At 72.9% G+C, this 18,644-nt stretch carries 23 protein-coding genes; 5 read left to right on the top strand and 18 right to left on the bottom strand.

All coding sequences use genetic code 11. The features are described from left to right. Nucleotides 1-27 precede the first annotated feature (27 nt). From trpC to hisI, 6 genes are all read right to left on the bottom strand, one after another. Nucleotides 28-837, bottom strand: coding sequence for an indole-3-glycerol phosphate synthase TrpC (gene trpC, locus ACIP5M_RS32055; RefSeq protein WP_214932893.1), 810 nt, complete (start codon nucleotides 835-837; stop codon nucleotides 28-30). 172 nt (nucleotides 838-1,009) lie between these two features. After that, on the bottom strand, nucleotides 1,010-1,483 hold the full coding sequence (locus ACIP5M_RS32050) for a DUF2752 domain-containing protein (protein WP_401203353.1): 474 nt from the start codon (nucleotides 1,481-1,483) through the stop codon (nucleotides 1,010-1,012). 52 nt (nucleotides 1,484-1,535) lie between these two features. Next, complete coding sequence (locus ACIP5M_RS32045) at nucleotides 1,536-1,787, bottom strand: HGxxPAAW family protein (RefSeq protein ID WP_401203351.1); 252 nt, start codon at nucleotides 1,785-1,787, stop codon at nucleotides 1,536-1,538. Between the two features lie 173 nt (nucleotides 1,788-1,960). Continuing rightward, entirely contained in the window at nucleotides 1,961-2,599 is a 639-nt protein-coding gene (locus tag ACIP5M_RS32040) for a TIGR02234 family membrane protein (RefSeq protein ID WP_401203348.1), read from the bottom strand. A 14-nt stretch (nucleotides 2,600-2,613) separates the two neighbouring features. Next, on the bottom strand, nucleotides 2,614-4,104 hold the full coding sequence (locus tag ACIP5M_RS32035; RefSeq protein WP_401203345.1) for an anthranilate synthase component I: 1,491 nt from the start codon (nucleotides 4,102-4,104) through the stop codon (nucleotides 2,614-2,616). 15 nt (nucleotides 4,105-4,119) lie between these two features. Further along, a complete protein-coding gene (hisI, locus tag ACIP5M_RS32030) occupies nucleotides 4,120-4,491 on the bottom strand; it encodes a phosphoribosyl-AMP cyclohydrolase (protein ID WP_401203342.1) in 372 nt (123 codons plus the stop codon). Nucleotides 4,492-4,583: 92 nt separating this feature from the next. Here hisI and ACIP5M_RS32025 point away from each other — a divergent pair, with 92 nt between their 5' ends. Continuing rightward, nucleotides 4,584-5,216, top strand: a complete 633-nt coding sequence (locus ACIP5M_RS32025) for a TIGR03085 family metal-binding protein (protein WP_401203339.1) — start codon at nucleotides 4,584-4,586, stop codon at nucleotides 5,214-5,216. 236 nt (nucleotides 5,217-5,452) lie between these two features. Here the strand turns inward: ACIP5M_RS32025 and hisF are convergent, their stop codons facing one another. From hisF to hisD, 8 genes are read right to left on the bottom strand one after another with little or no spacing between them, the layout of a single operon-like run. Next, entirely contained in the window at nucleotides 5,453-6,208 is a 756-nt protein-coding gene (hisF, locus tag ACIP5M_RS32020; protein WP_401203336.1) for an imidazole glycerol phosphate synthase subunit HisF, read from the bottom strand. After that, complete coding sequence (locus tag ACIP5M_RS32015) at nucleotides 6,205-6,591, bottom strand: RidA family protein (protein ID WP_401203333.1); 387 nt, start codon at nucleotides 6,589-6,591, stop codon at nucleotides 6,205-6,207. Before ACIP5M_RS32015 ends, hisF begins: the two co-directional genes overlap by 4 nt. Further along, nucleotides 6,588-7,325 (bottom strand): bifunctional 1-(5-phosphoribosyl)-5-((5-phosphoribosylamino)methylideneamino)imidazole-4-carboxamide isomerase/phosphoribosylanthranilate isomerase PriA, encoded by a 738-nt coding sequence (gene priA / locus ACIP5M_RS32010; protein WP_401203330.1) that lies wholly within the window; start codon nucleotides 7,323-7,325, stop codon nucleotides 6,588-6,590. The genes ACIP5M_RS32015 and priA overlap by 4 nt, the downstream gene beginning before the upstream one ends. Continuing rightward, a complete protein-coding gene (gene hisH / locus ACIP5M_RS32005) occupies nucleotides 7,325-7,969 on the bottom strand; it encodes an imidazole glycerol phosphate synthase subunit HisH (protein WP_401203328.1) in 645 nt (214 codons plus the stop codon). The genes priA and hisH overlap by 1 nt, the downstream gene beginning before the upstream one ends. Continuing rightward, nucleotides 7,966-8,133 (bottom strand): hypothetical protein, encoded by a 168-nt coding sequence (locus ACIP5M_RS32000; protein WP_401203325.1) that lies wholly within the window; start codon nucleotides 8,131-8,133, stop codon nucleotides 7,966-7,968. Before ACIP5M_RS32000 ends, hisH begins: the two co-directional genes overlap by 4 nt. A gap of 2 nt (nucleotides 8,134-8,135) precedes the next feature. Beyond that, nucleotides 8,136-8,729 carry an imidazoleglycerol-phosphate dehydratase HisB gene (gene hisB / locus ACIP5M_RS31995; RefSeq protein WP_030155936.1) on the bottom strand — a complete coding sequence of 198 codons (594 nt, stop codon included), beginning with the start codon at nucleotides 8,727-8,729 and terminating at the stop codon, nucleotides 8,136-8,138. Then, nucleotides 8,726-9,838 carry a histidinol-phosphate transaminase gene (locus tag ACIP5M_RS31990; protein ID WP_401203322.1) on the bottom strand — a complete coding sequence of 371 codons (1,113 nt, stop codon included), beginning with the start codon at nucleotides 9,836-9,838 and terminating at the stop codon, nucleotides 8,726-8,728. Before ACIP5M_RS31990 ends, hisB begins: the two co-directional genes overlap by 4 nt. Then, nucleotides 9,835-11,157, bottom strand: coding sequence for a histidinol dehydrogenase (gene hisD / locus ACIP5M_RS31985; RefSeq protein WP_401203319.1), 1,323 nt, complete (start codon nucleotides 11,155-11,157; stop codon nucleotides 9,835-9,837). Before hisD ends, ACIP5M_RS31990 begins: the two co-directional genes overlap by 4 nt. 140 nt (nucleotides 11,158-11,297) lie before the next feature. Between hisD and ACIP5M_RS31980 the strand changes: the two genes are divergently transcribed. From ACIP5M_RS31980 to ybaK, 3 genes are read left to right on the top strand one after another with little or no spacing between them, the layout of a single operon-like run. Continuing rightward, nucleotides 11,298-12,896 carry an oxidoreductase gene (locus ACIP5M_RS31980; protein ID WP_401203316.1) on the top strand — a complete coding sequence of 533 codons (1,599 nt, stop codon included), beginning with the start codon at nucleotides 11,298-11,300 and terminating at the stop codon, nucleotides 12,894-12,896. Between the two features lie 34 nt (nucleotides 12,897-12,930). After that, nucleotides 12,931-13,668: an LON peptidase substrate-binding domain-containing protein gene (locus tag ACIP5M_RS31975; protein ID WP_401203313.1), complete on the top strand. Its 738-nt coding sequence runs from the start codon at nucleotides 12,931-12,933 to the stop codon at nucleotides 13,666-13,668. Continuing rightward, on the top strand, nucleotides 13,668-14,162 hold the full coding sequence (gene ybaK, locus ACIP5M_RS31970) for a Cys-tRNA(Pro) deacylase (protein ID WP_401203310.1): 495 nt from the start codon (nucleotides 13,668-13,670) through the stop codon (nucleotides 14,160-14,162). The genes ACIP5M_RS31975 and ybaK overlap by 1 nt, the downstream gene beginning before the upstream one ends. Nucleotides 14,163-14,398: 236 nt before the next feature. On the opposite strand, the gene ACIP5M_RS31965 is transcribed toward ybaK, so the two are convergent. From ACIP5M_RS31965 to ACIP5M_RS31950, 4 genes are read right to left on the bottom strand one after another with little or no spacing between them, the layout of a single operon-like run. Then, nucleotides 14,399-15,037: an LPXTG cell wall anchor domain-containing protein gene (locus ACIP5M_RS31965; RefSeq protein ID WP_401203308.1), complete on the bottom strand. Its 639-nt coding sequence runs from the start codon at nucleotides 15,035-15,037 to the stop codon at nucleotides 14,399-14,401. Nucleotides 15,038-15,071: 34 nt separating this feature from the next. After that, nucleotides 15,072-15,854 (bottom strand): ABC transporter permease, encoded by a 783-nt coding sequence (locus ACIP5M_RS31960; protein WP_401203532.1) that lies wholly within the window; start codon nucleotides 15,852-15,854, stop codon nucleotides 15,072-15,074. After that, entirely contained in the window at nucleotides 15,848-16,885 is a 1,038-nt protein-coding gene (locus ACIP5M_RS31955) for an ABC transporter ATP-binding protein (RefSeq protein ID WP_401203305.1), read from the bottom strand. Before ACIP5M_RS31955 ends, ACIP5M_RS31960 begins: the two co-directional genes overlap by 7 nt. Before the next feature lie 28 nt (nucleotides 16,886-16,913). Beyond that, nucleotides 16,914-18,227, bottom strand: a complete 1,314-nt coding sequence (locus tag ACIP5M_RS31950; protein WP_401203302.1) for an NYN domain-containing protein — start codon at nucleotides 18,225-18,227, stop codon at nucleotides 16,914-16,916. 207 nt (nucleotides 18,228-18,434) lie between these two features. Between ACIP5M_RS31950 and ACIP5M_RS31945 the strand changes: the two genes are divergently transcribed. Beyond that, nucleotides 18,435-18,599 carry a hypothetical protein gene (locus tag ACIP5M_RS31945; protein ID WP_401203299.1) on the top strand — a complete coding sequence of 55 codons (165 nt, stop codon included), beginning with the start codon at nucleotides 18,435-18,437 and terminating at the stop codon, nucleotides 18,597-18,599. Nucleotides 18,600-18,644: the final 45 nt, after the last annotated feature.

The raw sequence follows: 18,644 nt of genomic DNA, 5'->3' as shown, positions 1-18,644 counted from the left end.
GGGGCGGTCGTGGGTCATGAGGACGGGTCAGCTCCTGCCGTGGCGCAGGGCGGGGTGGGCCCCGGCGGCGACGAGGTCGGCCACGGCCGCCTTCGGGTCGCGGCCGGTGACCAGGGACTCCCCTACCAGGACGGCGTCGGCGCCCTCGTTGGCGTAGGCGATCAGGTCGTGCGGCCCGCGGATGCCGGACTCGGCGACCTTGACGATGTGGGCCGGGATCTCGCCGACGACGCGCTCGAAGGTGGAGCGGTCGACCTTGAGGTCCTTGAGGTTGCGGGCGTTCACGCCGATGATCTTGGCGCCGGCCGCAACCGCGCGCTCGACCTCTTCCTCGTCGTGGACCTCGACGAGCGGGGTGAGGCCGATGGACTCGGCCCGCTCGATGAGGGAGACGAGCGCCTCTTGTTCCAGGGCCGCGACGATCAGCAGTGCGAGGTCGGCGCCGTAGGCGCGGGCCTCCCAGAGCTGGTACGCCGTGACGATGAAGTCCTTGCGCAGGATCGGGATGTCCACGCGGGCGCGGACGGCCTCCAGGTCGGCCAGCGAGCCACCGAAGCGGCGCTGTTCGGTGAGGACGGAGATGACCGCCGCACCGCCCGCCTCGTAGTCGGCGGCGAGTCCGGCCGGATCGGCGATCGCGGCCAGCGCGCCCTTCGACGGGCTGGAGCGCTTGACCTCGCAGATCACCTTGACGCTGTCACCGCGCAGTGCGGCGACGCCGTCCTTGGCCTGGGGCGCCTTGGCGGCACGCTCCTTGAGCTCGTCGAGGCTCACGCGGGCCTGCCGTTCGGCAAGGTCTTCGCGGACCCCTTCGATGATCTCGTCGAGCACACTCACGCGAGCGGCCCCCTTCCGGGTCGATGACGGTCGGCCGCCTTGCAGACACGTTCCACTGCAAGGTCGGCAATCAAATGGTATCCGCAGGTGGCCTTGCACTCCGCACGCGGTTGACGCCGTCCCAGTAACTGGACATTCGGAATCAGGGCTTCATTCGGCCTGGATACGGGCCTCAGGGAGCGAGCGCGGAACCGAAAGAAAGATTCCGGACAACGGCGAAAGCCAGGGCCACGGCACCGATCGCCCACCAGTACGGCGCCCGCAGGACGATCCGGGGCGCGGGGCCGCCGCGGACGGCCCGAACCAGCCACAGGGCCAGGAATCCGGCGAAGGCGAAGTAGCCGGCGACGGCGAGGGCATTTGCCCCGAAAGCAGTGATCAGATCGCCCTGGGCGAACGCGTGGGCGCTGCGCAGACCGCCACATCCGGGGCACAGGATTCCGGTCAGCCGGAACAGCGGGCAGACCGGGTAGTGGCCCGGCTCGTTGGGGTCAACGGCGCCCACGTACGCGAAGGCGGAGACGGCCGCGGCCAGGGTGAGCGCCGGGGCGGCCAGCCGCCGGGCGCGGGAGGCCGGGGGCGCCGGCGGCGGCGGTACGACATCGGGGGTACGGGAGGCGTCCACGCGCCGATTCTCTCCGGTCATGACAAAAGGCGCAGCCCCACGGGGCCGCGCCTTTCGGCTTGCTCGGTACCGCTCAGACCTTGGCGGGAACCTTGCCGGCGGCGATGACCTCGGCGAGGTCCTTGTGGGAGGCCTTCGGCGCACCCATGCCCGCGGCCTTCATGGCCATGCCGACGACACCGCCGATCGCGACGACGACGAGACCGGCCCAGAAGCCCAGCGGGTTCGCGATCACCATGAAGGCGCCGGAGATGCAGAAACCGATGAAGGCGATGGTGACACCGGTCCAGGCGGCCGGGGTGTGTCCGTGGCTCGTGCCCGCCATGAGTTGCTCCTCGTTTGCTCTGTCACGCTGCTGTGTCGAACGTGCGGTCAGTGTCGAACGCTCGATGTCATTGTCCCGCACGGGGCGGGGTCACCGTCCACGGGGGTCGGCCAGTCGGCCGGTCACCGCGGCCCGATCGGCGGGCCGGCTCACCGGACGGGAGCCGGGCCGGGTCAGTGGGTCGGGTCCTCGCCCCGGTCCAGAGCCTTCCACAGATCCTCCGGCCGGTCCGGATCCACCGCCGCGGCCTTGCGGGCACGCGGGCTGCCGTCGCGCTCGTAGCGGCCGCCCATCGCCGGCCAGCTCCGGCCGAAGCGCAGCGCCAGCAGCCCGGAGGCCAGGATCAGGACGGCGCCGACGGCGGTGACGTACGGCCACGCCGTCTGGGTCAGCCCGGCCGCCTGGGCCGCGGTGTCCGCGGTCGTACGGGCGGCCTCCGCATCGAGGGCCCGCCGGCCGTCGGCGGCGAAGAGCGCGGTCAGGGCCGCGCCCAGGCCGCTGAGCGCCAGCAGCCCCGACACCAGCACCCGGCCCTTGCCGCGTCCGGCGAAGACGGCGACCAGGGCGGCGAGCCCCACGATGGCCAGCGCCGCGGGGAGGCCGGTGACGGCCCGCCCGTCCGCGGTCAGCACGAGCGAGTCGCCGCCGAAGGCGGTGGTGCCCCGGGCCCAGATCCGGCCGGAGGCGAGCAGGACGACGGTGGCACCGAGCGTGCCGAGCAGCAGGGCGACGGCCACGCTGCGGCGGCCGCCTTTGCTGTCGGGGGCCTCGGCAGGAGTTCGGGGCGGGGGTACGGCACTCACGTACCCCACTATCCCCTACGCCCTCAGGAGCGGTGGAGGCGGTTCGCCGCTCCCACCGCGCGCAGCACGGCGGCGGCCTTGTTGCGGCACTCCTGGTCCTCCAGCTCGGGCACCGAGTCGGCGACGACCCCGGCGCCGGCCTGGACGTACGCCGTCCCGTCGCGCAGCAGCGCGGTGCGGATGGCGATCGCCGTGTCGGAGTCGCCGGCGAAGTCCAGGTAGCCCACGCAGCCGCCGTACAGACCGCGGCGGGAGGGCTCCAGCTCCTCGATGATCTGCATGGCGCGGGGCTTGGGCGCGCCGGACAGGGTGCCGGCCGGGAAGCAGGCGGTGAGCACGTCGAAGGCGGTCCGGCCCTCGGCGACCCGCCCGGTGACGGTGGACACGATGTGCATGACGTGCGAGTACCGCTCGATGCTCATGAAGTCGACGACCTCGACGGAGCCGGGCTCGCAGACCCGTCCGAGGTCGTTGCGGCCCAGGTCGACGAGCATCAGGTGCTCGGCGCGCTCCTTGGGGTCGGCCAGCAGCTCCTCGGCGAGGTCGTTGTCCTCCTGCGGGGTGGCGCCGCGGTGCCGGGTGCCGGCGATGGGGTGGACCATGGCCCGCCCGTCCTCGACCTTGACCAGCGCCTCGGGGCTGGAGCCGACGACGTCGAAGCCGTTCTCGAAGCGGAAGAGGTACATGTACGGGGACGGGTTGGTGGCCCGCAGCACCCGGTACACGTCGAGCGCGGAGGCCTCGCAGGGGGTCTCGAACCGCTGCGAGGGCACCACCTGGAAGGCCTCGCCGGCCCGGATCCGCTCCTTGATGTCCTCGACGGCGGCCTGGTAGTCCTCGCCGCCCCACAGCGCGGAGAACGGCGGCAGCTCGGAGGCGGGCAGGGGGGCCGGGGCGTACGGGGCGGCCCGCCCGAGGTCGGCCTCCATGGCGTCGAGGCGCGCGACGGCGTCGGCGTAGGCCTCGTCGACCCCGGAGTCCAGGTCGTTGTGGTTGATGGCGTTGGCGATGAGCTGGACGGTGCCGTCCCAGTGGTCGAGGACCGCCAGGTCGGAGGTGAGGAGCATGGTCAGCTCGGGCAGTTCGAGGTCGTCGGCGGTGTGCTCGCCGATGCGCTCCAGGCGGCGCACGATGTCGTAGCCGAGGTAGCCGACCATGCCGCCGGTGAAGGGGGGCATGCCGCCCGCGAGGTCGCGGGGGGTGTGCAGGGCCTCGACGGTGGCGCGCAGGGCCTCGAGCGGGTCGCCGCCGGTGGGGACGCCCACGGGCGGGGTGCCGATCCAGTGGGCCTGGCCGTCCTTGACGGTCAGCGTGGAGTCGCTGCGCACGCCGACGAAGGAGTACCGGGACCAGGAGCGGCCGTTCTCGGCGGACTCCAGCAGGAAGGTGCCGGGGCGTTCGGCGGCCAGCTTGCGGTAGAGACCGACGGGGGTGTCCCCGTCGGCCAGCAGCTTGCGGCTCACGGGGATGACGCGGCGGTCGGCCGCGAGCTTGCGGAACGTCTCAAGATCCATGGCGTGGGAACCTACCTAGTCGGCGTCGCGGCGAAGGAGGACATCGTCGTCGAAGCAGGTGCGGGCGCCGGTGTGGCAGGCGGCTCCGACCTGGTCGACCTTGACGAGCACGGTGTCGGCATCACAGTCGAGGGCGACGGACTTCACGTGCTGGAAGTGGCCGGAAGTATCCCCCTTCACCCAGTACTCCTGGCGGCTGCGGGACCAGTACGTGCAGCGGCCGGTGGTCAGGGTGCGGTGCAGTGCCTCGTCGTCCATCCAGCCGAGCATGAGCACCTCACCGGTGTCGTACTGCTGGGCGATGGCCGGTACCAGGCCGTCGGCGGAGCGCTTGAGGCGCGCGGCGACGGCGGGATCGAGGTTGCCGGAGCGGGGGGACGTACTCATGCGGCCATTGTGCCGGGCGGGAATGCCGGACAAGGATCACTGTCCGCCTGATGAGCAGGCACGCGGCGTGATCCAGCCGTAGGCTGAACCGCATGTCTACCCATGCGAAGCGCGAACGACTGCTGCTGGCGGACCTGTTGGAGGCGGCCGGGCCGGAGGCGCCGACCCTGTGCGACGGCTGGACCTGCCGGGAACTGGCGGCGCACGTGGTGGTGCGGGAGCGGCGCCCGGACGCGGCGGGGGGCCTGCTGCTGAACGTGCTGAAGGCCCGCCTGGACAAGGCGATGGAGGAGTACACGGCCAAGCCGTACGAGGAACTCATCCAGCTGATCCGCACGGGGCCGCCGAAGATGTCGGTGTACTCCCTCAAGCAGATCGACGAGGCCGCGAACGCGGTGGAGTTCTACGTCCACGCGGAGGACGTGCGACGGGCCCAGCCGGACTGGACCCCGCGGGAGCTGGACCCGGTGTTCTCGGACGCGCTGTGGTCCCGGCTGGAGAAACTGGCCCGCCTGACGGGCCGCCGCGCGCCGGTGGGCCTGGTCCTGCGCCGCCCGAACGGCCAGACCGCCGTTGCCCACAAGGGGACGCCGGTGGTGACGGTGACCGGCGAGCCGGGTGAGCTGACCCTGTTCTGCTTTGGCCGGCAGGCCGCCGCCGATGTCTCGCTGGACGGGGAGAAGGAGGCCGTGGCCAAGCTGACGGTGGCCGAGCTGGGTATTTAGCGGCTGCAGCGCCGCTGCCGGGGCTCCGCCCCGCACCCGCGCTTGGAACGCTGGGCGGGCGGAAATCAGCCCCGCCGGCGTTTGAGGCGCGGGGTCTGGGGCGGAGCCCCAGGGGCTTTCAGCCCGTCCGGCGTTTGAGGACCGGGTCCGGGCAGAGCCCGGTTTCGGGAAGGGGCGGGGTGGGGGACCGGCTCCGCGCAGCGGCCCCACACCCCCGGCCGGCCAGGGGCGAGGCGTCAGCGGACCGGGTGCCCCGCTTCGCGAAGGGCCGACTTGACCTCGGAGATCCGCAGATCGCCGAAGTGGAACACCGAGGCCGCGAGCACCGCATCGGCACCGGCCTCGATCGCCGGCGGGAAGTCCGACAGCCGCCCGGCGCCGCCCGACGCGATCACCGGGACGGTCACGTGCTTGCGTACGGCCGCGATCATCTCCGTGTCGTAGCCGTCCTTCGTACCGTCCGCGTCCATCGAGTTCAGCAGGATCTCCCCGGCGCCCAGATCGGCCGCCCGGTGCGCCCACTCGACCGCGTCGATGCCGGTGCCCTTGCGGCCGCCGTGCGTGGTGACCTCGAAGGACCCGGAGGCGGTCCGGCGCGCGTCGACCGAGAGCACCAGCACCTGCCGCCCGAACCGCTCCGCGATCTCCTGGATCAGCTCGGGGCGGGCGATGGCGGCCGTGTTGACGCCCACCTTGTCCGCGCCGGCCCGCAGCAGCTTGTCCACGTCGTCCGCGGTGCGGACGCCGCCGCCCACGGTCAGCGGGATGAAGACCTGCTCGGCGGTCCTGCGCACCACGTCGTAGGTGGTTTCGCGGTTCCCGGAGGACGCGGTGATGTCGAGGAAGGTCAGCTCGTCGGCGCCCTCGGCGTCGTACAGCTTGGCCATCTCCACCGGGTCCCCGGCGTCGCGCAGGTTCTGGAAGTTGACTCCCTTGACGACGCGGCCGTTGTCCACGTCCAGGCAGGGGATCACTCGTACGGCGAGGGTCATGCCGCACCTCCGTACGCTTCGACCTCGACCTCGACGACCATGCTCGGGTCGACGAAGCCGGACACGATGATCATCGATGCGGCGGGGCGGACCGCGTCGAACAGTTCCTTGTGGGCGCGGCCCACCTCGTCCACGTCCCGGGCGTGGGTGAGGTACATCCGGGTGCGGACCACGTGCTCGGGGCCGAGACCGGCCTGGGCGAGGGCCTTGAAGGCGACGCCGAAGGCGCCGATGGCCTGGTCGTACGGGCCGTTGGCGTCGGCCGCGGTGCAGCCGGAGACCAGGACCAGGCCGTTCGGGAGCTGGACGGCGCGGGAGTAGCCGATGACGTCCTCGTAGGCGCCGCCGGAGGAGATGCGGCGTACTGCGTCGGGCGAGCTCATGCGGAGACCACCTTCAGGGCTTCTTCCAGGGTGAAGGCCTTGGCGTACAGGGCCTTGCCGACGATCGCGCCCTCGACGCCCAGCGGGACCAGCTCGGACAGTGCCCGCAGGTCGTCGAGGGAGGAGATGCCGCCGGAGGCCACGACGGGCCGGTCGGTGGCGGCGCAGACGTTCCTCAGCAGCTCCAGGTTGGGGCCGGTGAGCGTGCCGTCCTTGCCGATGTCGGTGACGACGTAGCGGGCGCAGCCCTCGGAGTCGAGGCGGGCGAGGGTCTCGTAGAGGTCGCCGCCCTCGCTGGTCCAGCCGCGCCCCTTGAGGGTGGTGCCGCGGACGTCCAGGCCGATGGCGATCTTGTCGCCGTGCTCGGCGATGGCCTTGGCGGCCCACTCGGGGGTCTCCAGGGCGGCGGTGCCGAGGTTGACGCGGGTGCAGCCGGTGGCGAGGGCCGCGGCGAGCGTGGCGTCGTCGCGGATGCCGCCGGACAGCTCCACCTTGATGTCCATGGCGCGGGTGATCTCGGCGACCAGCGCGCGGTTGTCACCGGTGCCGAAGGCGGCGTCCAGGTCGACGAGGTGCAGCCACTCGGCGCCGGAGCGCTGCCAGGCGAGGGCCGCCTCGAGCGGGGAGCCGTAGGAGGTCTCGCTGCCGGACACCCCGTGCACGAGGCGGACGGCCTGCCCGTCGCGGACGTCGACCGCGGGGAGGAGCTCAAGCTTCTTCTGCGTCGCAGTCATCAGAGGGTCTCGATCCAGTTGGTGAGGAGCTGGGCTCCGGCGTCGCCGGACTTCTCCGGGTGGAACTGGGTGGCCCACAGGGCCCCGTTCTCCACCGCCGCGACGAAGCGCTCGCCGTGGGTGGCCCAGGTGACCCTGGGGGCGCGGATCACCGGGTTGGTGACCTCCAGGCTCCAGTCCTTCGCGGCGTAGGAGTGCACGAAGTAGAACCGGGCGTCGGCGTCGAGCCCGGCGAAGGCCTGGCTGTCGGCCGGGGCCTCGACGGTGTTCCAGCCCATGTGGGGGACGACGGGGGCCTTGAGCGGGCCGACCGTGCCGGGCCACTCGTCCAGGCCCTCGGTCTCCACCCCGTGCTCGATGCCGCGCTCGAAGAGGATCTGCATGCCGACGCAGATGCCCATGACCGGGCGTCCGCCGGAGAGCCGGCGGCCGATGATCCAGTCGCCGCGGACGTCCCGCAGGCCCTTCATGCAGGCGGAGAAGGCGCCGACACCGGGGACGAGGAGGCCGTCGGCGTCCATGGCCTTGTCGTAGTCGCGGGTGATCTCGACGTCCGCGCCGACGCGCGCGAGGGCGCGCTCGGCGGAGCGGACGTTCCCGAAGCCGTAGTCGAAGACCACGACGGTCTTGGTGGCTGCGCTCATGCCCAGATTCCTTGGATCCGCAGGACTCCGGCGACCAGACACATCGCGGAGCCGATGGCGAGCAGGACGACGACCGACTTGGGCATCTGCTGCTTCTGGAAGGAGTAGACGCCGCCGGCCAGGAAGAGGCCGACGACGATCAGGATGGTCGAAAGACCGGTCACGGTTAGAGCGCGCCCTTCGTGGAGGGAAGGATTCCGGCGGCGCGCGGGTCGAACTCCGCGGCGTAGCGCAGGGCGCGGGCGAGGGCCTTGAACTGGCATTCCACGATGTGGTGGGCGTTGCGGCCGTACGGGACGTGGATGTGCAGGGCGATCTGCGCCTGCGCGACGAAGGACTCGAAGATGTGCCGGGTCATCGTCGTGTCGTACTCGCCGATCATCGGCGCCATGTTCTCGGGCTCGGTGTGCACGAGGTAGGGGCGGCCGGACAGATCGACGGTCACCTGGGCGAGTGACTCGTCGAGCGGCACGGTGCAGTTGCCGAAGCGGTAGATGCCGACCTTGTCGCCGAGGGCCTGCTTGAAGGCGGCGCCGAGCGCGAGGGCGGTGTCCTCGATGGTGTGGTGGCTGTCGATGTGCAGGTCGCCGTCCGTCTTGACCGTGAGGTCGAAGAGGCCGTGGCGGCCGAGCTGGTCGAGCATGTGGTCGTAGAAGCCCACGCCCGTCGAGACGTCGACCTTGCCGGTGCCGTCGAGGTTTATCTCGACGAGGACCGAGGTCTCCTTCGTGGTCCGTTCGACCCGTCCGATGCGGCTCATGCGTGCTGCTCCTTCTTCAGTGCGCGAACCGCTTCCAGGAACGCGTCGTTCTCGGCCGGGGTGCCGGCGGTGACCCGCAGCCAGCCCGGTACGCCGTTGTCCCGGACCAGGACGCCCTGGTCGAGGATCTTCTGCCAGGCGGTGTGCGAGTCCTCGAACTTCCCGAACTGGATGAAGTTCGCGTCGGACTCGGTGACCTCGTAGCCGGTGGCCCGCAGCTCGGTGACGAGGCGGTCCCGTTCGGCCTTGAGCTGCTCGACGTAGCCGAGCAGGGTGTCGGTGTGCTCCAGGGCGGCCAGCGCGGTCGCCTGGGTGACGGCCGACAGGTGGTACGGCAGCCGCACCAGCTGGACGGCGTCGACCACGGCGGGGTGCGCGGCCAGGTAGCCCAGGCGCAGACCGGCGGCGCCGAAGGCCTTGGACATGGTCCGGGAGATCACCAGGTTCGGCCGGCCCTCGATGAGGGGCAGCAGCGAGTCCCGGTGGCTGAACTCCACGTAGGCCTCGTCCACGACAACCAGCGAGGGCTTGGCGGCCTGCGCGGCCTCGTAGAGGGCGAGGACGGTCTCCGCCTCGACCGCGGTGCCGGTGGGGTTGTTGGGGGAGGTGATGAAGACGACGTCGGGGGCGTGCTCCGCGATGGCCTGCTCGGCCGCCGCCACGTCGATGGTGAAGTCCTCCCGGCGCGGGCCGGAGATCCAGCCCGTCCCGGTGCCGCGGGCGATCAGCCCGTGCATCGAGTACGAGGGCTCGAAGCCGATCGCGGTGCGGCCCGGTCCGCCGAAGGTCTGGAGCAGCTGCTGGAGGACCTCGTTGGAGCCGTTGGCGGCCCAGACGTTCTCCTTGGCGACCGGGTGCTTGCCGGTACGGGTGAGGTAGGCGGCCAGCTCGGTGCGCAGCTCGACCGCGTCCCGGTCGGGGTAGCGGTTGAGGGTGCGGGCGGCCTCGGCCACGCGTTCGGCGATCCGCGCCACGAGCTCCGCGGGGAGCTCGTACGGGTTCTCGTTGGTGTTCAGCTGGACGGGCACGTCGAGCTGCGGGGCGCCGTAGGGGGACTTGCCGCGCAGTTCGTCCCGGATGGGGAGGTCGTCAATGCCGATGGAACTCATGCGGTCGGCACCTTCCAGCCGAAGCGCGCCTTGAGGGCGGCGCCGTGCGCGGGCAGGTCCTCGGCCTCGGCCAGGGTGACCACGTGGTGGGTGACCTCGGCCAGGGCGTCGCGCGTGTAGTCGACGATGTGGATGCCGCGCAGGAAGGACTGCACGGACAGGCCGGAGGAGTGGCAGGCGCAGCCGCCGGTGGGCAGCACGTGGTTCGACCCGGCGCAGTAGTCGCCGAGGGAGACGGGGGCCCAGGGGCCGACGAAGATCGCGCCGGCGTTGCGCACGCGAGCGGCCCAGGCGGCGGCGTCGGCGGTCTGGATCTCCAGGTGCTCGGCGCCGTACGCGTCGACGACCTTGAGGCCGTCCTCCAGGCTGTCGACCAGCACGATCGCGGACTGCTTGCCCGCGAGCGCCGGCTTGATCCGGTCCTCGACGTGCTTGGTGGCGGCGACCTGCGGCTCCAGCTCCTTCTCCACGGCGTCCGCGAGCTCCGCGGAGTCCGTGACGAGGACGGCCGCGGCGAGCGGGTCGTGCTCGGCCTGGCTGATCAGGTCCGCGGCGACGTGCACCGGGTCGGCCGTGGAGTCCGCGAGGACCGCGATCTCGGTCGGGCCGGCCTCGGTGTCGATGCCGATCTTGCCGGTGAAGTAGCGCTTGGCGGCGGCGACCCAGATGTTGCCGGGGCCGGTCACCATGTTCACCGGGAGGCAGTCCTCGGTGCCGTAGGCGAACATCGCGACTGCCACGGCGCCGCCGGCCGCGTACACCTCGTCCACGCCGAGCAGCGCGCACGCCGCCAGGATGGTGGGGTGCGGCAGGCCGCCGAACTCCTTCTGCGGCGGGGACGCGAGCGCGATCGACTCGACGCCCGCCTCCTGCGCCGGTACGACGTTCATGACGACGGAGGAGGGGTACACCGAACGGCCGCCCGGGGCGTAGAGCCCCACGCGCTCCACCGGAACCCACTTCTCGGTCACGGTGCCGCCGGGGACCACCTGGGTGGTGTGCTCGCCGCGGCGCTGATTGCGGTGCACGATCCGGGCGCGCCGGATCGACTCCTCCAGGGCGGCGCGGACGGCCGGGTCCAGCTGCTCCAGGGCGGCCTTGATGGCCTCCGCGGGCACCCGGACCTGCGAGAGCTCGACCCCGTCGAACTTCTGCGCGTACTCGATCAGCGCCGCCGTGCCACGATGATGGACGTCCTCGCAGATGGGCCGCACCTTCTCCAGGGCGGCTTCCACGTCGAACTCGGCACGGGGCAGCAGGTCGCGCAGGGCGCCGCCCTCGGGGAGGGCGTCACCGCGCAGGTCGATACGAGAGATCACCCCCCAATTCTCTCAGACCGCCCACCGCGACCGTTCGCCCGTATCACTGGCTGATACACGCCCCGGGTGTCACAGGCCCCCGATAGCGTTCCCATGCATCCATTTCGAATACGCGTACGTGACAGCGGAGGGGGGCCGCCATGACCGAGGCACGCCCGGGCGAGGAACCGGCGGATCTCACCGCTGCCGAACACCGCATGTGGCAGGCGTACCGCACGGGCAGTGTCTGCGATCTGAGCGTGCGCGCCGCCGTCCGCGACGATCCGCACGGGGAGCACGTCTGGGGCCCCGAGCGCTGCGTCCGCGCGGCTGTCGTGGCCCTGCTGCTGCTCCACGGGCCGCCCCCGGTGCCGGGCAGGGTGGCCTCGCTCAAGCTGCGGGGCGTCCGGATCACCGGGCGGCTCGACCTGTCCGGGGGCACGGTCAGCCCGTACGTGGAGCTGCAGGCCTGCCGCTTCGACAGCGAGGTGCAGCTCTCCGAAGCCCGCTTCGGCACCCTGCGCCTGATCAACTGCGCGATACCCCGGCTGGAGGCGGCCCGCCTGCACACGGAGGGCGATCTGCACCTGCCGCGCTGCCGGATGGCGCGGGGCATCCGGCTGACCGATGCGCAGATCGGCACCGACCTGCTGATCAGCCAGGCCGTCGTGCAGCGGGACGGCAAGAACAGGGCCATCACGGCCGACGGGATGTCGGTGGCACAGGACTTCCAGGGCGAGCTGCTGGAGACGTACGGGGAGCTGAGCCTGCGCGGCGCGAAGGTCGGTGTGTCGATGAACCTGCGCGGGGCCCGCCTGCGCAATCCGTACGGGCGGCACGCGCTGAACGCCCCGCAGCTGACGGTGGAGCGGACCCTGTACCTGACCTCGATCGCCCTGGACTACGGCCCCGGCGGATCGGGCTCCTCCACTCCCCCGTACGGCCTGGGCCAGACACCGACCCGCGGGCAGCGGGCGCAGCGCTTCGAGTGCCGGGGCGGGCTGCGGCTGGACGACGGCCGCTTCGGCGACGCGATCGACTTCTACGGGGCCCGGTTCGTGCTCACCGACGAGCAGGAGATCTCGCTGCGCAGGATCCAGACTCCCGAGTTCCGCTTCGTGGGCGAGCGGCCGGAGCGCGGGCGCGTGGTGGTGTCGGGGGCCAAGGTGGTCAAGCTCGTGGACACCTCCACCAGCTGGCCGGGCCCCGGCGGGGTGTCGATCGAGGGCTTCGAGTACGAGACCCTCGCACCCCGCGGCCACTTCCCGCTGGCGCGGCGGCTGGCCTGGGTGGAGGCGGCCACCGTGGAGTACTCCCCGGAGCCGTACGAGCGCCTCGCCGCCGTCCTGCGGGCCAGCGGCGAGGACGCGGACGCCCGCGAGGTCCTGCTCGCCAAGCAGCGGCGCCGCCGGGCCACCCTGCCCCCGGCGGCCAGGGCGTGGGGCTACCTCCAGGACTGGACGGTGGTCTACGGGTACCGGCCGGGCCGGGCCGCGCTGTGGATGGCGGTCCTGTGGGCGGCGGGGGCGCTGCTGTTCTGGCAGCACAGGCCGGAGCCGATCAAGGCGGACGAGCACCCGGAGTGGAACGCCGCCCTGTACGCCCTGGACCTCCTGCTCCCGGTGATCGACCTCGGCCAGGAGGGCCAGTGGAAGGTGGCCGGCGGCTGGCAGTGGGGTGCGGCGACCCTGGTCATCCTGGGGTGGATCCTGGCCACGACGGTGGCGGCGGGCGCGTCGCGGCTGCTGAGGCGGGGGTGACGGGGCCGGCCGCCGGGCCACTACCCTGTGCCTCGTGACCACCGTTCGCCTGCCCCTCTTCCCGCTGAACTCGGTGCTGTTCCCGGGACTCGTCCTCCCGCTGAACGTCTTCGAGGAGCGTTATCGCGCCATGATGCGCGAGCTGCTGAAGACGGGAGACGACGAGCCGCGCCGTTTCGCGGTCGTCGCCATCCGCGACGGCCGGGAGGTCGCGCCGACGGCACCCGGCCTGCCGGACCAGACGGCCCTGCCCGAGCGCGGCCCGGCCGCGGGCTTCGGCGCGGACCCGGTCCAGGCGTTCCACCGGGTGGGCTGCATCGCGGACGCGGCGACGATCCGGGAGCGGGAGGACGGCAGCTTCGAGGTCCTGGCGACCGGCACCACACGGGTCCGGCTGCTGTCGGTCGACGCCTCGGGCCCCTTCCTCACGGCGGAACTGGAGGAACTCCCGGAGGACACGGGCGAGGGCGCGGGAGCGCTGGCCGAGGGGGTGCTGCGGGCGTTCCGCACGTACCAGAAGCGGCTCGCCGGGGCGCGGGAGCGGTCGCTGACGGGCGCGGAGCTCCCCGACGAGCCGTCGGTGGTCTCCTACCTGGTGGCAGCGGCGGCGGTACTGGACATCCCGGCGAAGCAGCGGCTGCTCCAGGCCCCGGACACGGCGACGCGTCTGGCGGAGGAGCTGAAACTGCTCCGCACGGAGACAGCGGTCATCCGTCACCTCCCCTCCCTGCCGGCGGTCGACCTGACCCGGGCCCCGACGAGCCCGAACTGATGCCGAAGAAGACGAAGCAGGCGGCGGGCACCCCGGCGATCGCCGCCCTCACGGCGGCGGGCGTCCCCTTCACCACGCACGCGTACGACCACGACCCGTCCCACCCCTCCTACGGCGAGGAGGCGGCGCAGGCCCTCGGCGTCTCGCCGGACCAGGTCTTCAAGACGCTGGTGGCGGACGTGGACGGAACCCTGACGGTGGCGGTGGTGCCGGTCTCCGGCTCGCTGGACCTGAAGGCCCTGGCGACGGCGGTCGGCGGCAAGCGGGCGTCGATGGCGGACCCCGCCGCGGCGGAACGCAGCACGGGGTACGTCCTGGGGGGCATCTCCCCGCTGGGGCAGCGCAAGCGCCTGCGCACGGTCCTGGACGCCTCTGCCTCCGGCCATGCCACGATCTGCGTCTCGGCGGGCCGCCGCGGCCTGGAGGTCGAACTCACCCCCACGGACCTGGCCGCCCTGACGGCCGCCGTCCTGGCCCCGGTAGCCCGCCCCTGAAACCCCCGAGGCCCCGCGCCTCAAACGCCGGCGAGGCTGAACATGACCGGCGGGTGCAGCGCCGCTGCTGGGGCTCCGCCCCAGACCCCGCGCCTCAAACGCCGGCGAGGCTGAATTGCCGCCGCCAGGCGGGAGCGAATCCGGCCGGTACGGGGCAGACGGCAGGAGCGAAATCCAGCCCCTCCGGCGATTGAGGAGCGGGGTACGGGGCGGAGCCCCGGGTCGTCCGGGCCGGATCAGGGCCGCGGGGGCTCCGGCGGGGTCGGGGTCGCGTGGACGTGGGGCGGGGGGTAGACGCCCGCCCAGTCCTTGGTCGGGGCTGGGTCCCGGGGGGTCCAAAGGGCGGTCAGCGCCAGGTGGGCCAGGACGGCGGTCATCGGCCAGGCCAGCAGGGCCCCGTGGGCCAGCAGCTGGAGCGGGGCGTCGAACGGGACCCCCTTGCCCGCCTTCAGCGCCGCGGCCCCCAGGTCCGGGGAGGGCGCCAGCCACAGCCCGAACCGCCACCCCACCAGCGCGGCGAAGCCGGACCCGAACGCCAGTCCGACGACCAGCGGCACGCCACCGCGCCGGCGCCACAGGAACGTACCGGCCGCGCTCAGCAGCCCCAGCCCCGCCGCCAGCAGGAAGAAGGTCCCGTCGGACCCGATCCGGGCCTCGCTCTCGCTGTTGCGCAGGAACACCGCCTCCCCGTTGGAGACGTACTGCACCCGCGGCGCCAGCCACACCCACAGCGCCCCGAGGAGCAGACCGGCCACCCCCACGACCAGGCAGACGGTGGCCCCGTCACGGAAGTCCGCCGCGGTGAGCTTCTCCGGCGGAGGGCCGGAGGGGTCGACGGGGGACGGCGGGATCGGCGGGGTCACGGCTTCGGTCACCCCCACATCGTGCCAGGTGCGCCCGGCACCGGCGTCAGCGGACCGCCGCCCGCCGGTACGCCCACGTGGCGGCGGCCAGCGAGAGGACCCCCACCGCCGCGCACACCCCGAGGTCGAACGCCACGGCCGCCCAGTCCGGGCGGGGCGCGAAGGTCCGCGCGAAGGCCTCCACCCCGTACGTGGACGGCAGCAGGTCCCGCGCCCAGACGATCACGTCCGGCATCCGTTCGGGCGGCAGCACCCCCAGCAGCAGCGCCGCCGACATGCCGAGCTGCCCGGCCAGCGTGGCCAGTTCCTGCCGCGGCGCGAGCAGCCCCAGCGCGGCCCCCAGCCCGGCGAGCGCGGCTCCGGCCAGCGGCACCACCGCGGCCAGGATCCACAGCCCGCCCATCGGCAGCCCGAACAGCACGCACCCGAAGACGGCCGTCACCAGCGTCCCCGGCAGCGTGAAGGAGGCGTACGCGGCGGCCGCGCCCAGCACGACCGAGGCCGGCGGCACCGGCAGGGTGGCGTAGTGGTCGAGTCCGCCGCCCGCCCGCAGCTGCCCGAAGTACTGGGCGAGCAGGTTCAGCGCGACGAAGGCCACGACGAGCACGGAGGACCCGGCGACCACGGCCCGGGCCTCGGAGCCGCCGTCCACCACCCCCCGCATGAGGACCATGATGCCGACGGACTGGAAGGTGGCCACGAACAGCAGCGGGATCCGCGCCACCCGCGCCCGGGACAGCTGGGCCCGGTAGACGGCGGCGAGGGCGGGGAACAGCCGCGCCGGGGGCGCGAGCGGTGCGGCGGCGCCCGTGGAGAGGGTGCTCACGATTTCACCAGCCCGTTCGTCTTGCCGCCGAGCGCGAGGTACACGTCCTCCAGGCTCGGCGTGGTCAGCGTGAAGTCGTCGAGGGCGGCGAAGGCCGGCCCGCCCGTCACCGCGGCGACCGCCGCCCGGGCCGCGTCCGGCTCCATCCGCAGCACCCAGCGGCGCCCGGACTCGACGGCGAGCGCGCGCAGCGCGTCGACCTCCGGCATGCCCGTGGGGGCGGCCTCGCGCCACACCAGTTCCAGCCGGACCTCGCCCGAGACCCTGGCCTTCAGGCCGGCCGGGGTGTCGCAGGCGATGACTTTGCCCTGGTCGATGACGGCGACCCGGTCGAGGACGGTCTCGGCCTCGATGACGTTGTGCGTGACGAGCAGGACGGTGGCGCCGTGCCGTGCGCGGCGCCGGTCCACGGCGGACCACACCGCCCGCCGGGCCACGGGGTCCATGCCGGTGGTGGGTTCGTCGAGGACCAGGACGGGCCGCTCCCCCACCAGTGCGGCGGCGAAGCAGGCCAGCCGCCGCTGCCCGCCGGAGAGTTTCGTCAGGGGCCGCCCGGCGAGCGCGGTGAGTCCGAGCTCCTCCAGTACGGCGTCGCGCGCGGCCCGCGCCTCCCGTACGCCGAGCCCGCGCAGCCGCCCGGTGGTCTCGGCGGCCAGCGCCACCGTGAGCTCGTCGAGCGCGGTGGACTCCTGCCCGAGGTAGGCGAGCAGGCGCGAGGCCCGCCGGGGGTGGCGTACGAGGTCGTGGCCGAGCAGGGTCACGGAGCCGGCGTCGGGCCGCATCAGCCCGGTGAGCTGGCGGACCAGGGTGGACTTGCCGGCGCCGTTGGGGCCGAGCAGGCCGAAGATCTCGCCGCGCCGGACCTCCAGGTGGATCCCGTCGTTGGCGCGGGTCTCGGGCAGGGCGGGGGCCCCGCGCCGGCCGCGTACGGCGGGGTAGGTCTTGACGAGGTCACGCACCTCGCAGACCACGTCGGAGGCCGCTCCCGCGGCCGCCGCCGTACTGCTCTGCGCCTGTGCTGTGCCCGTACTCACGAGGGAGCAGCCTACGCGGCTTCCGCCCCTACTCGGCCGCCGGGGTCGCCGGGGCCGTGGGTGTCAGCGGGGCCGCTCCCGGAGCCGCGGCCGGTACGGCGGCCACGTGCTCGGCGGCGGCGCGGACGTCGATCTCCCGCCAGAATCCGGCCCGGATGGCGTAGCGGTCGTGTTCGTCGATCTGGTCGTCCTTGTGCGCGAGGAGCCCGAACCGGGCGGCGTAGCGCAGCAGCTCGCCGTCGATCCGGTGGGGGATGCGCGGGTACATCGTGGCCAGCTTCTGCAGGTGCACGGTCTCGGGGAGGCGCTCCATCCAGCGCCGGGCGAACACCTGTCCCACCTCGAACGGGTCCCCTCCGACGGTGGTGATGTCCTCCTCCCGGTCGGCCCAGCGCTGTTCGGCGCTGGTGAGCTGGGCGAGGGTGGGCAGGGAGGCGGTCTCGGCGGGCTCGCCCAGCGGTCCGGCCCGGTCGATCCAGCCCTTGTCGGAGGACCAGCGCAGGGCGCTGCCGGCCGGGGGATGGCCGGCGCTCTGCCCGGCGGGGGGTCCGGCCTGCTGGCCGGGGGCCCGCAGCGCGCCGGCGAGGTCCTTGGGCGTGGGGACGCTGCGGCCGCCGCCCCCGCCGGTGGCCGGGGCGGGTACGGGGACGCCGTCCTCCTCCTCCTGCCCGGCGGTGGACGCGCCGTTGCGGGCGGCTTCGGCGAGTGCGGCCTCGGGCAGCGGGGCGGAGAGGATCGCGGCGATGTCGGGGCGCGGTGCGGGCGGCGGTGAGCACAGCCCGGTGTCCTTGGCGCGGACGGCCCGGGTGATCCAGGCGCGGTCGAGGACGCGGCGCTCGTCGGCTTCCGCGACGAGGTCCTCGGACTGGTTGTAGTCCCCGTCGGCGGCCTGGACGGCCCACAGGTGGACGGCGACCCCGTGTTCCTTGGCGGACATCAGGCCGGGGAGCAGGTCGCCGTCGCCGGTCACGAGGACCACGTCGGAGCAGGCGCGGTTGCGGGCCAGTTCGGTGAGTTCGGCGTGCATGGCGGCGTCGACGCCCTTCTGCGCCCAGCGGCCGTCGCTGCGGGTCAGGGCGCCGAGGCGAACGGTGACGCGGGACATGACGCGCAGCCGCCGGTGCTCGGGCTGGGGCACCCGGTCGGGTGCGCCGTCGAACCAGTAGATGCGCAGCAGGGGCTGCTGGGTGTCGGCCTCGGCCCGCTCGCGCAGGCCCTGGATGAGGGCGGCATGGTCGACGGTGATGCGGGAGCGTGAGGGCTCCCCTGCGAGAAGACTTGCGGCGGCGCCCAGCAGATAGCCGGCGTCCACCAGGACGACGCAGCGGTCCACGCGTTCCACCCTCTTCCCTGGGGATCCTCTGTGTGATGCGGCGGTCCCCCGAGTCTGCCCGACCGCAAGGGTGTTGACGGCCGGAACTCGATCATCGGCGTGGCGGATCCCTCGGTTCTACCGGCTACGCGCAGTAATGATCCAAAATGCGCGGTTTCTGGTGCTGTGTGAGTGTGAAGGCGGTCCTGGCCCCTAGACCCTCACGGAGGCTCCACCATGGCCAAGAACAAGCAGCAGAAGCAGCCGAAGCAGCAGGCCCGCCAGTCCGGACAGGACGCGTCGCGCAGCTCGTCGGGGACCTCTCCCGAGCAGACGTCGCACGCGCCCAGTCCCATGGACCTGGCCCACAAGAGCAAGACGAAGCGCTTCGGCCACAACTGACGCCACCGCGTCGAGTGACGGAAGGGCCTGCCCGGCGATGCCCGG

This window comes from Streptomyces sp. NPDC088762, from assembly GCF_044750905.1.
Taxonomy (GTDB): Bacteria; Actinomycetota; Actinomycetes; order Streptomycetales; family Streptomycetaceae; genus Streptomyces.
The sequence above is the reverse complement of the archived record's forward strand: the minus strand, read 5'-3'. Positions and strand labels throughout refer to the sequence as shown.